Here is a 12,245-nt window from a genome sequence, read left to right as displayed (position 1 = left end):
GTCTCGCGTAGCGCGTGAGCAAATTACACGGCCACGGGCTCGTGCGTGGCGCCACCCTGGAATAGCGCGGAAATTGCATCCGTCGACAAGGGCTTCGCAAAATAGAAGCCCTGCATTTCGTCGCACGCGCGCTCTTTGAGGAAGTCGAGTTGCGCCAACGTCTCCACCCCTTCCGCAATCACCTGCAATTTCAGCGAATGCGCGAGGGCGATGATCGCCGAGGTGATCGTTTCGTCGTCGCCCGATACACCGATATCCGACACGAACGAGCGGTCGATCTTCAAACGGTCCACCGGGAAGCGCTTCAGATAACTGAGGCTCGAATAGCCGGTGCCGAAGTCGTCGATGGCAAGACCGATGCCGAGCGCGTGCAGTTCGTTGAGCATCGACACCGCCTCTTCGGCATTGCGCATGATGGTGCTCTCCGTGAGTTCGAGTTCGAGGTACTGCGGCTCGAGCCCCGTTTCGGCCAGCACCTGCATGACGAGCTTGGCGATATCGCGCTGCTGAAAAACACGCGCCGACAGATTCACCGACACCCGTGCCGGCGGTAAGCCCTCGTCTTGCCATGCCTTGTTCTGGCGGCACGCTTCGCGCAACACCCATTCCGACAGCGGTCCGATCAGGCCGCTCTCTTCCGCGACCGGAATGAACAGTGAGGGCAGCACCAGGCCGACTTCCGGATCGTGCCAGCGCACCAGCGCCTCGGTGCCGACGATCTGCCCGCTCCCGATATCCACCTGCGGCTGGTAGTGCAGCAGGAACTCGTTGTCGCGCAAGGCGCGGCGCAAACGCCGTTCGAGATTCAGGCGCGCGCCGGCGCTCGCATTCATCTCCGGCTGATAGAACTGGAACGTATTGCGCCCCATGTCCTTCGCGCGATACATCGCGAGGTCGGCCTTTTTCATCAGCGTTTCCGCGTCTTCGCCGTCCTGCGGAAAGAGGCTCGCGCCCATGCTGCAACCCACGTACAACTCGGTGCCGTCGAGCCACACCGGCTCGGAAATCGACGCGCGCACCCGCTCCATCCACGCGATCAGAGACTGCTCGTCGACGGTGTCGGTCATCACGATCACGAACTCGTCGCCGCCATGCCGTGCGACCGTGTCGCTCGTGCGCGTGCAACGCGCGAGCCGCTCCGCCACCACGCTCAACAGGCGGTCGCCGACGCTATGGCCGAGGCTGTCGTTGACGTTCTTGAAGCCGTCCAGATCGATGAACACGACCGCGACACCCTTGTGATGCCGATGCGCGACGATCAACGCATGCTGCAGGCGATCGCGCAGCAGGTTGCGATTCGGCAGCCGCGTCAGACTGTCGTAGTTGGCCTGGTATTCGAGCTGTTCCTGATAGCGGATCAGATCGGTCACGTCGTTGATCACGCCGATGTGATGCGTGATCACGCCTTCCGCGTTCGGTACGGGCGCAATAAACAGCTGATTCCAGAATAGCGCGCCGTCCTTGCGATAGTTGCGCACCACGGCGCTCACCTCGCGGTTCGCGGCAAGCGCCTGGCGGATCAAGGCCACGCCCTCCTGGTCGCGATCGTCGCGCTGCAGCACGCGGCAATCGTGGCCGATCACTTCGGCGGGATCGTAACCGGTGATGCGCATGAACGCGGGGTTCACGTATTCGATCAGATTGCCCGACGGCGACGGCGCGGTAATCAGAATCGCGTTGACGCTGGCATCGAGCGCGCGGCTTTGCAAACGCAAGGCCAGATCGGCGCGCTTGCGTTCGGTAATGTCCGTGTAAGAGCCGAGCACGCCGATCACTCGCCCGTCGCCGTCGGTGAACGGCAGCTTGCTAGTGACCGTGGTGCGATGCACGCCGTCGATCACCAGGTCGACCTCGAAATTCATTTTCGGCACGCCGGTGGTCACCACCTCCTTATCGTGCTCGCTCAGCAGACTGGCAAAGGCGCGCCATGGCATGTCGTTGTCGCTCTTGCCGACCACCTGCTCGGGGTAAGAGAGCCCCGCGTCGCGCGCGAACGCCATGTTGCAGCCGAGATAGCGCGACTCCTGATCCTTCCAGAAAATCCGCTGCGGAATGTTGTCGATCACCGTTTCGAGCATCTGGTTCGAACGCTGCGCCTCGGCTTCGGCATTGATCTGGTCGGTGACGTCGTCGGCCAGCACGAAGAAAGCGGCACGGCCCACGAAGTTGAGCGCGTGATACGAAATGTCGGCGCTGATCATCGACCCGTCCTTGCGCCGGTGATGCCAGACACCCGCCATCGTGCGGCCGTGATGCAGGACGTCGCTGCGCTGCAGGTGCGATTCGAGGCGCGAGATTTCGGCCTGCGGCCGGATCGCGCGAATCGTCATACCGAGAAATTCGCTTTCCGTGTAGCCGTATTGCTGGATCGCGGCCGCGTTGACGGCGAGAAAGCGCAGCGTCTCGCGATCGAAAATGTACATCGGCACAGGATGATCATCGAACAGGCCGCGAAAACGTTCGTCGTTGCGGCTAAGCGCGCGGACGGTGCGCAGTTTTTCGCGAGCGCGGCTTTCGCGCGCGCCGAACGTGAAGATCAGGAGCGCGCTGCCGGCCAGCATCGTCACGATCAGCAGGAACATGGCGCGCTGGGTTTCGTTCGCGGACGCCGCGAGCGACGCCTGCAACAGGTCGTTTTCCTGCTTGCGCAGCGCGGACAGGCTGGATTCCACACGGCCGAGCCCCAGCCCGAGATGCGTATAGGTCGACGCCGCCCACGCGCGCGACTCGTTTGGCGTAGCGTGGGCGCTCTTCAACAGCGCATCGTCGATATCGTGCTGCAGCGCGTGGCTGTCCGTGCTGAGTTTGGCAAGCGTATCGAGCAGGGCCGGTTCACCGGCGAGTTCTTTGCGCAGCTCGCGCTCCACGTTGGCCAGCGAACTCGCCATGGCGGCAGCCTCGGTGACAGGCGCAGCCTCACCCGAGGCTTCGAAACGGCCGAGCGCCGCCAGCCCGCTGTCCAGCGCGGTATGGTAGGCGTCGAGATTCTGGCGCACGTTCGTCGAACGCAGCATGCGCGCGTCGGCGTCGCGCTGGCCGCAAATCTGCGTATAGGCGACGAACGCGTTCGCGCCGACCGCCGCGGCGACGACCGCCAGATTGATCAGCAGCCGTTTCGATAAAAAAGGAGTCATGGGTTCCGAACGTCAATCGTTCTGAGGGCGGGAGCGCGGGGCCGCTTTCGCTGTGTCGGATCACAGCGAGTCGAATCTTTTTACGCGCCAACCCATGGATAACGGCAGGGCTCGGAACAGATTGAGGGGTGGAGGCGAAATAATTTGCCTGGCCGGCAGCAGCTAGCCGGCCGCGCCTAACCGGCCGTACCTAGCCGGCCGCACCTAACCGGCCGTACCTAGCCGGCCGCGCCAAATTCCTTCATCGCGGGAACGAAGTCGTGGTTGCTTTCCGGCTTACGCGACAATTTAGCCAGTACATAGCGCTTGAACGGCTCGAGTTCGGCCCACTGAGCAACGCCCGGCACGGCCATACCGGCAAGTCCTGCCTGATGCGCGACACCCTCGGGTACGGCATCGGTACGGCGCCAGACAGGCGCTGCCTCGGGTGTGAACCACTCCGGCTCGACATTCGCGTGCGTGCGCAGCATTTCGAACAGCGCATGGTCGAAATTCGGCTCGATTTCCGTGTCTTCCTCGACCGGAAACCGTGCCAGCAGCTTGCGGTCTTCGAGCGGCAACAACTGCCACTGCTCAAGCGTGATGCGCAACCCGAAGCGATCGAGATTGAAACGCACCGACATCGGAATGAAGGTGAAATTCTCCGAAGACGCAACTTCGAAGTTGAACAGAAGCGGTGCTTCGTTGAGTGCCATGACAGTATTCCCCTTTGGTGGCGGGCAACACGCAAGCCCAGCTTGAGGTATTTTAGAACCTTATTCGCGCGATAGCGGTGTGGTCTGGCGCCGCTTCGCGCCGCCGGGCAAGGCTGCACGCGGCTCAAACGCGCGCGGCATGAAAGGAGTGAAATCGCTTGAACGAACTGGAAACAGCCGGACAGCCCGGCGCCGTGGAGCGCGAGGTGCACCGGCATCGCGGCGCGGCGGTCGAAACCGTCACCGATCACGTCGGTCAGGAGTGGCCGGTGGCGCTCGTCTTCAACGGCATCTCGCATGCGGTGATGATGTGCACGCCACGCGATCTGGAAGCGTTCGCGGTCGGTTTTGCGATTTCGGAAGGGATCGTGGAACGCGGCAGCGACATTCAGGATATCGAGGTCGAACTGCACGACGACGACGAATTGCCGCACGCCGAAGTGCAATTGAAGGTCGTGCAACAGGCTTTCGTCGCGCTGAAGGAAAAGCGCCGCGCGCTCGCCGGGCGCACCGGCTGCGGCGTATGCGGCATCGAAAGCATCGATCTGCTGGATCTGAAACCGGAACGCGTGCCTGACACAGGCTTTCTGCAACGGCTTGCGCCGGATGCGATCGCTCGTGCCGCGCGCGAATTGCCCGAACACCAGGCGCTGACGCGTCTGACCGGCGGCCTGCACGCCGCCGCATGGTGCGACGCGGCAGGCGCGATCCGCTACGCGTTCGAAGACGTCGGCCGTCACAACGCGCTCGACAAGCTGATCGGCCAGTTGGTGCTCGATCGCGCGGACACCCGTGAAGGTTTTGTGTTTCTGTCGAGCCGTGCCAGCTACGAGCTGGTGCGCAAGGCAGCGCGTGTCGACGTGCCGATGGTCGCGACGATTTCGGCTCCGTCGTCGCTGGCGATTGCGATTGCCCGCAAAGCGGGCGTGCGGCTTGTCAGCTTCTGCCGGGAAACCAGCTACGTCGATTACGACACCTTGCAGCCGGCGCAACCCTGAGCGTTCCAGACGCCTGAATTATTTTCAGGTGTCTGAACCCACCCGCACCGCAACTGGCTCAATCGAACTGCCGGAAGTTCGGCTTGCGCTTCTCGAAGAACGCCTTGAACGCCTCACGCGCTTCCGGCGCGAGCAGCATCTTGCCGAAGTGCACCGCCTCCTCGGCCATCTGCGTTTGCAGCTCCTGCTGGCTCGCGCGCTTCATCAGACTCTTCGTCACCCGCAGCGACGAAGCCGGCAGCGCCGCCAGCTTCGCCGCTTGCGCGGCGGCGAACGCATCGACCTCAGCCACCGGCAACACGCGATTCACGAAGCCCATGCGCTGCGCTTCCGCGGCGTCGAATGCTTCGCCGAGCAGCAGTTTTTCCGCCGCGGCCTGATAACCGGCCACGCGTTGCAACAGCAAACTCGACGCCGCTTCCGGACACAGCCCGAGCTGCGTGAACGGCAGCGAAAAGCTCGCCGTATTCGCCGCATACACCAGATCGCAGTGCAGCAGCAGCGTCGTGCCGATGCCGACTGCCGGCCCCGCTACCGACACCACCACCGGCTTTTCCGCCGAACTGATGGCGCGCAGGAACTGGAACACCGGCGAATTTTCGCTACCGGGGGGCGTCTTCATGAAGTCTTCGAGATCGTTGCCGGCGCTGAAGATGCCGACGCTGCCACGAATCAGAATCGCCCGGACCGATGCATCGCCCTGCGCTTCGACCAGTGCGTCGGCCATCGTCTGATACATCGCGGCCGTGATCGCGTTTTTCTTGTCGGGGCGGTTGAAGGCAATCGTCAGCACGCCGTCGGCGCGCTCGACCAGAATATCCATTGTCATCTCCTCGTATTCCTCTTTGCTGCTGAATGGAAAAAACGGTTCGCAAGCCGGTTGGCCTGCGAACCGTTTCCGCGGTCCTTAGGGGGGCGCTGCAAGGATCACTGTCAGGACCTGGGCAAACACGCTTACAGACGTTCGATGATGCCCGCCGCACCCATGCCGGTGCCCACGCACATCGTCACCATGCCGTACTTGAAGTTGCGGCGGCGCAGGCCGTGCACAACCGTCGACGCACGGATTGCGCCCGTCGCGCCCAGCGGGTGGCCGAGTGCGATCGCGCCGCCAAGCGGGTTGATCTTCGACGGATCGAGGCCGAGGTCCTGAATCACCGCCAGCGATTGCGCGGCGAACGCCTCGTTCAGCTCGATCCAGTCCATGTCCTCGATCTTCAGACCGGCGGCCTTCAACGCGGCCGGAATCGCTTCCTTCGGGCCGATACCCATGATTTCCGGCGGCACGCCGCGCACGGCGAAGCTGACGAAACGGGCGAGCGGCGTCAGGTTGAATTCCTTCAGCATCTTTTCCGACACGACGATCAACGCGCCCGCGCCGTCCGATGTCTGCGAGCTGTTGCCCGCCGTCACCGAACCCTTGTTCGCGAACACCGCGCGCAGTTTCGCCAGACCTTCCAGCGACGTTTCCGCACGCGGGCCTTCGTCGAGCGCGACTTCACGCGTCTTGATACGCACTTCGCCGGTAGCGAGGTCGGGGAAACGCTCGGTAATCGTGTACGCCGCGATTTCGTCGTTGAACTCGCCGGCCTGCTGCGCGGCGATGGCACGGCGATGCGACTCGACCGAGAACGCGTCTTGTGCTTCGCGGCTGATCTTCCAGCGCTCGGCGACCTTCTCCGCCGTCAGACCCATGCCGTAGGCGATGCCGATGTCTTCGTTACGGTCGAAGATATGCGGCGACATCGACGGCTTGTTGCCCATCATCGGCACCATGCTCATCGATTCGCAGCCGCCCGCGATCATCGCGTCCGATTCGCCGACGCGAATCCGGTCAGCCGCCATGGCGAGCGCGGTCAGGCCCGAAGCACAGAAACGGTTCACCGTGACGCCGCCCACCGTGTTCGGCAGGCCGGCCAGCAGTGCGCCCATGCGCGCGACGTTCAGCCCTTGTTCCGCTTCCGGAATCGCGCAGCCGATGATCGCGTCTTCGATCACCTTGGTGTCGAGGCCGGGCACTTGCGCCACGGCCGACTTGATCGCGTGCACCAGCAGTTCGTCCGGGCGCGTGTTCTTGAACATCCCGCGCGGCGCCTTGCCGATCGGCGTGCGGCTCGCGGCGACGATGTATGCGTCTTGCAATTGCTTTGTCATTTAAAGCTCCGTTTTCGTTCGTCGCTTAGTTGCGCACCGGCTTGCCGGTTTGCAGCATGCCCATGATCCGTTCCTGCGTCTTTTGCGTACCGAGCAGATCGACGAACGCCTGACGCTCGAGTTTGAGCAGCCATTCTTCGTCGACGAGACTGCCGGCTTCCACGTCACCGCCACACACCGCTTCCGCGATGCGGCTCGCGATCAGGAAATCGTGCTCGCTGATGAAACGGCCGTCGCGCATGTTGACGAGCGATGCCTTGATGGTCGCAATCGCCGAGCGGCCCGCCACCGGCACTTGCGTGACACGCAGCGGCGGACGGTAACCCGCGGCGGACAGCGCGCGCGCTTCTTTCTTCGCAATGTCGAGCAGTTCGAACACGTTGAAGACGATCGTGTCGGACGGTTTCAGGTAGCCCATGGCTCGGGCGTCGAGTGCCGAGGCCGAGACCTTCGCCATCGCCGCGTTTTCGAATGACTTCTGCACGAACTTGAGCAGGTCGTTGGTCGCGCCGGCTGCAGTCGCGGCTTCCGCCGCGCGCAGCGCCGCTTCCTTCAGACCGCCGCCCGCGGGCACGAGACCCACGCCGACTTCCACCAGGCCGATATAGCTCTCGATGTGTGCGACACGCTTCGCGCTATGCAGCGCCAGCTCGCAGCCGCCGCCGAGCGCAATGCCCGACACCGCCGAGATGACCGGCACGCTCGCGTACTTCACGCGCAGCATGCCTTGCTGGAATTTCTTCACGAACGGCTCAATGCCCTTTGCGCCGCCCATCATGAACGCAGGCATGGCTTCTTCGAGGTTCGCACCTGCGGAGAACGGGCCGCCCGGCGTGCCGAGTTTCAGCGACGTCGGCTGCCACACGACCAGACCCTTGTAGTCCTTCTCGGCCAGTTCGATCGCCTGCGTCAGACCGTCGATCACCGACGGTCCGATCGTGTTCATCTTGCTCTTGAACGAGACGATCAGGACGTCGTTCTCGCCTGCACGATCGTCGACCCATGCGCGCACGGCGTCGGTTTCGAACAGCGTCTTGCCGTAGGTCTTCGGATCAGCCGACGTTTCGCCGACCAGCGGTGCACGGAACACCTGCTTGTCGTAGACCGACAGCGAGGAACGCGGCACAAACGTCTTCGAAGCCGGCGACCACGAACCTTCGTTCGTATGCACGCCGCCCTTCTCGGCAACCGGGCCTTCCAGCACCCACGACGGCAGCGGCACGTTCGAGAGCGCCTTGCCCGCCGCGATGTCTTCCTGCACCCATTCGGCGACCTGCTTCCAGCCGGCCGTCTGCCAGCCTTCGAACGGGCCTTCGTTCCAGCCGAAGCCCCAGCGAATCGCCAGATCGACGTCGCGCGCGTTGTCGGCGATCGATTCCAGATGCACGCCGATGTAGTGATACACGTCGCGGAAAATCGACCACAGGAATTGCGCTTGCGGATGCTCCGATTCGCGCAAGAGCTTCAGACGCTCTGCCGGCGGGCGCTTCAGAATGCGGCCAACCAGTTCGTCGGCTTTCGCGCCGCCGTCGACGTATGTGCCCGTTTTCGGGTCGAGCACCTTGATGGCCTTGCCTTCTTTCTTGTAGAAGCCGCCGCCGGTCTTCTGACCGAGCGCGCCCTTCTTCACGAGTTCAGCCAGCACGGGCGGCGTTTCGTAAACCGGAAAGAACGGGTCGTCCTTCAACGTGTCCTGCATCGTCTTGATGACGTGCGCCATCGTGTCGAGACCGACCACGTCAGCCGTGCGGAACGTTGCCGACTTCGCGCGACCCAGACGCGAGCCCGTCAGATCGTCCACTTCGTCGAAACGCAGGCCGAACTTCGCAGCTTCGGTGATAACTGCCAGGATCGAGAAAATACCGACGCGGTTGGCGATGAAGTTCGGCGTGTCTTTCGCGCGCACGACGCCCTTGCCGACCACGCTCGTCAGGAACGATTCGAGTTGGTCGAGGATTTCCGGACGCGTCGTGGCAGTCGGAATCAGTTCGACCAGGTGCATGTAGCGCGGCGGATTGAAGAAGTGCACGCCGCAGAAGCGCGCCTTCAGCTCATCCGAGAAACCGTTCGACAGTTCGGTGATCGACAGACCCGACGTGTTGGTCGCGAAGATCGCATTCGGTGCGATGTGCGGCGACACCTTCTTGTACAGGTCGTGCTTCCAGTCCATGCGTTCGGCGATCGCTTCGATCACGAGGTCGCACTCGGCGAGCTTTTCGATGTCGTCGTCGTAATTCGCCGGCTGGATGTATTGCGCGTCGTCCTTCACGCCGAACGGCGCGGGCGACAGCTTCTTCAGATTCTCGATCGCCTTCAGGGCAATCGCGTTCTTCGGGCCTTCTTTTGCAGGAAGGTCGAACAGCAGCACGGGCACCTTGGCGTTGATCAGGTGCGCGGCGATCTGCGCGCCCATCACGCCGGCGCCGAGCACGGCTACCTTGCGAATGATCAGATTGCTCACGTCGTTCCTCCGGGGAGTTATGCGGTGTCGCGAATGTGTCTCTTACGTTCGCGATGTGTGGCTTGTGGCGGTGGAAGACGCCACGCCTCTTGAGGGCGTGGCGCTTGCCGTAAGGTAGGTGCCTTAGAACAGCGACTCTTCGACGTCCATCATCGACTTCGAACCGGCGCGTGCCTGACGGATCGTCATCGCCGTTTCCGGCAGCAGCTTCGCGAAATAGAAGCGTGCGGTAGCCAGCTTCGCCTTGTAGAACGGATCGCCCGATGCTTCGTTGTCCAGCGCGATACGCGCCATGCGCGCCCAGAAGTACGAGAACACCAGGTGGCCGACGGTGCGCAGATACGGCACGGCAGCGGCGCCAACCTCGTCCGGGTTCTGCATGGCTTTCATGCCGATTTCCATCGTCAGCTTCTGCACCTTTTCGCCGATGTCGGCGAGCGGGTTGATGAACTCCTGCATTTCCGGCTTCACGCCTTCAGCTTCGACGAAATCCGACACCAGCTTGCCGAACTTCTTCATCTTCGCACCCATGTCGCCGAGAATCTTGCGGCCGAGCAGGTCGAGCGCCTGAATCGCGTTGGTGCCTTCGTAGATCATGTTGATACGCGCATCGCGCACGTATTGCTCCATGCCCCACTCGGCGATAAAGCCGTGGCCGCCGTAAATCTGCATGGCGTGATTGGTGCTCTCGAACGCGTTGTCCGAGAGGAACGCCTTCAGGATCGGCGTGAGCAGCGCGACCAGATCCGCCGCGTCTTTACGCACCGATTCGTCGGCGTGCGACAGTTCCTTGTCGATGTGCAGCGCGGACCAGTACGAGAACGCGCGCGCGCCTTCAGCGTAGGCCTTCTGCGTGAGCAGCATGCGACGCACGTCCGGGTGGACGATGATCGGATCAGCGGCTTTTTCCGGCGCTTTCGGGCCCGTCAGCGAGCGCATTTGCAGACGCTCTTTCGCGTACGTGAGCGAGTTCTGATAGCCGATTTCGGTCAGACCCAGGCTTTGCATGCCGACGCCCAGACGCGCGGCGTTCATCATCACGAACATCGCGTTCAAGCCCTTGTTCGGCTCACCGACCAGCCAGCCCTTCGCGTTGTCCAGATTGATCACAGCGGTTGCGTTGCCGTGAATGCCCATCTTGTGTTCGATGGAACCGCACTTCACGCCGTTGCGCTCGCCCGGTTCGCCCGCTTCGTTCGGGATGAACTTCGGCACGATGAAAAGCGAGATGCCCTTGGTGCCGTTCGGTGCGCCCGGCAGACGCGCCAGCACCAGGTGAACGATGTTCTCCGAGAGATCGTGTTCGCCGCTGGAGATGAAAATCTTCGTGCCGCTGATCGCGTACGAACCGTCGCTGTTCGGTTCTGCCTTGGTGCGCAGAATGCCGAGGTCGGTGCCGCAATGCGGCTCGGTCAGACACATCGTGCCGGTCCAGACGCCCGCGACCAGCTTCGGCAGATAGCGTTGCTGCAATTCCGGCGTGCCATGCGCGTGCAGACATTCGTACGCGCCGTGCGACAGGCCCGGGTACATCGTCCACGCCTGATTTGCCGAGTTCAGCATTTCGTACAGCGCGTTGTTGACGAATGCGGGCAGGCCCTGGCCACCGTACTCCGGATCGCAGCCGAGTGCCGGCCAGCCGGCTTCCACATATTGCTTGTAGGCTTCCTTGAAGCCCTTCGGCGTGGTCACGACGCCGTCGCCGACGTACGTGCAGCCTTCCTGGTCGCCGCTGTGATTGAGCGGGAACAGTACTTCGGAACAGAACTTGCCGGCCTCTTCGAGCACGGCGTTGATCGTGTCCGCATCGAGATCCGCGTGCTTCGGCATCTGCTTGATCTCGCCTTCGACGTTAAGCAGCTCGTGCAAAACGAATTGCATGTCGCGCAGCGGCGCGGCGTACTGTCCCATGACTCTCTCCAAAGTTTGACAAGGAGCCAGGCTATTAGCTCATCCGACGAGACGGACTTTCAGCGCCGCTTAATCTGTTTGATTTCGGCGGTCTTGCTAACGGCTTTCGCTCTGATACGAAACAATCAATTTTTCCAGCGCGGCCCACGTGAGACGCACAGCATCCGGCAAGTGCAGGAAGCGTGCGTCGTGATGCAGGCCGAGCGTGAAGCTGTACAGTTCGAACAGCATCAGTTGCGGATCGGTATCGGCGCGCAGATGCCCTTCTTCCATCGCCTGCGAAATTGCACGAGTAAGCGCCGCACGCCAGATCGTCACGCTCGACACCAGTTGCTCGCGCACCGGGTTGTCCCCGCGGTCGTCGTACTCGACCGCGCCGCTGATGTAGATGCACCCAGTGGTGACTTCCTGAATGCGCTTCTCAATCCAGCGGGAGATCATCGCGCGCAAGCGCGGCAATCCACGAGGCTCACGCAGGCTCGGGAAAAACACCTCGTCTTCGAAACGACGGTGATATTCGCGCACGACTTCAACCTGCAAATCCTCGCGTGACCCGAAATGCGCGAACACACCGCTTTTGCTCATCTGCATGCGCTCGGCCAGCAGCCCAATCGTCAGACCTTCCAGTCCGTCGCGGCTTGCCAGATCAAGTGCTGCTTCGAGAATCGCGACTCGTGTTTGTTCGCCTTTTCGCATAGCTTTTTACCGTTCTAATGTGACCGAAAGAAAATCGAACGGCCGTACTATTATTGTGTGCGACCGTCCGCGAAACAAGGACTTTATTAGAAACCGGTTTCTAACCTGGCTTCAATTCTGCGGCATCCGTCAATCAGACGAAGGAGATTTTTTAGAGGCGTTTGCCTTCTCTTATTTCCATTCATTGACACCGCGC

At 62.2% G+C, this 12,245-nt stretch carries 8 protein-coding genes; 1 reads left to right on the top strand and 7 read right to left on the bottom strand.

Features of this window, described 5'->3' with window-relative positions; all coding sequences use genetic code 11:
• Nucleotides 1-23: 23 nt before the first annotated feature.
• Both BCY88_RS28735 and BCY88_RS28730 read right to left on the bottom strand, forming a co-directional pair.
• Entirely contained in the window at nt 24-3,134 is a 3,111-nt protein-coding gene (locus BCY88_RS28735) for a sensor domain-containing protein (protein WP_120347552.1), read from the bottom strand.
• Between the two features lie 218 nt (nt 3,135-3,352).
• The gene (locus BCY88_RS28730) at nt 3,353-3,829 is read right to left on the bottom strand and encodes a nitrate reductase associated protein (protein ID WP_120347551.1); all 477 of its coding nucleotides are present in this window, start codon (nt 3,827-3,829) and stop codon (nt 3,353-3,355) included.
• Nucleotides 3,830-3,987: 158 nt separating this feature from the next.
• Here BCY88_RS28730 and fdhD point away from each other — a divergent pair, with 158 nt between their 5' ends.
• Nucleotides 3,988-4,827 (top strand): formate dehydrogenase accessory sulfurtransferase FdhD, encoded by an 840-nt coding sequence (fdhD, locus tag BCY88_RS28725; RefSeq protein WP_120347550.1) that lies wholly within the window; start codon nt 3,988-3,990, stop codon nt 4,825-4,827.
• Nucleotides 4,828-4,885: 58 nt separating this feature from the next.
• On the opposite strand, the gene BCY88_RS28720 is transcribed toward fdhD, so the two are convergent.
• From BCY88_RS28720 to BCY88_RS28700, 5 genes are all read right to left on the bottom strand, one after another.
• On the bottom strand, nt 4,886-5,656 hold the full coding sequence (locus BCY88_RS28720; protein WP_120347549.1) for an enoyl-CoA hydratase: 771 nt from the start codon (nt 5,654-5,656) through the stop codon (nt 4,886-4,888).
• Nucleotides 5,657-5,781: 125 nt separating this feature from the next.
• A complete protein-coding gene (locus tag BCY88_RS28715) occupies nt 5,782-6,981 on the bottom strand; it encodes an acetyl-CoA C-acyltransferase (RefSeq protein ID WP_120347548.1) in 1,200 nt (399 codons plus the stop codon).
• A gap of 25 nt (nt 6,982-7,006) precedes the next feature.
• Nucleotides 7,007-9,442 carry a 3-hydroxyacyl-CoA dehydrogenase/enoyl-CoA hydratase family protein gene (locus BCY88_RS28710; protein ID WP_120347547.1) on the bottom strand — a complete coding sequence of 812 codons (2,436 nt, stop codon included), beginning with the start codon at nt 9,440-9,442 and terminating at the stop codon, nt 7,007-7,009.
• 123 nt (nt 9,443-9,565) lie between these two features.
• On the bottom strand, nt 9,566-11,353 hold the full coding sequence (locus BCY88_RS28705; RefSeq protein WP_120347546.1) for an acyl-CoA dehydrogenase C-terminal domain-containing protein: 1,788 nt from the start codon (nt 11,351-11,353) through the stop codon (nt 9,566-9,568).
• A 96-nt stretch (nt 11,354-11,449) separates the two neighbouring features.
• Complete coding sequence (locus BCY88_RS28700) at nt 11,450-12,049, bottom strand: TetR/AcrR family transcriptional regulator (protein WP_046566835.1); 600 nt, start codon at nt 12,047-12,049, stop codon at nt 11,450-11,452.
• Nucleotides 12,050-12,245 lie beyond the last annotated feature (196 nt).

This window comes from Paraburkholderia fungorum, assembly GCF_003610895.1.
GTDB classification, from domain to species: Bacteria; Pseudomonadota; Gammaproteobacteria; order Burkholderiales; family Burkholderiaceae; genus Paraburkholderia; species Paraburkholderia fungorum_B.
Note: the sequence above shows the minus strand (reverse complement) of the source record. Positions and strands in the feature narration are given on the sequence as shown.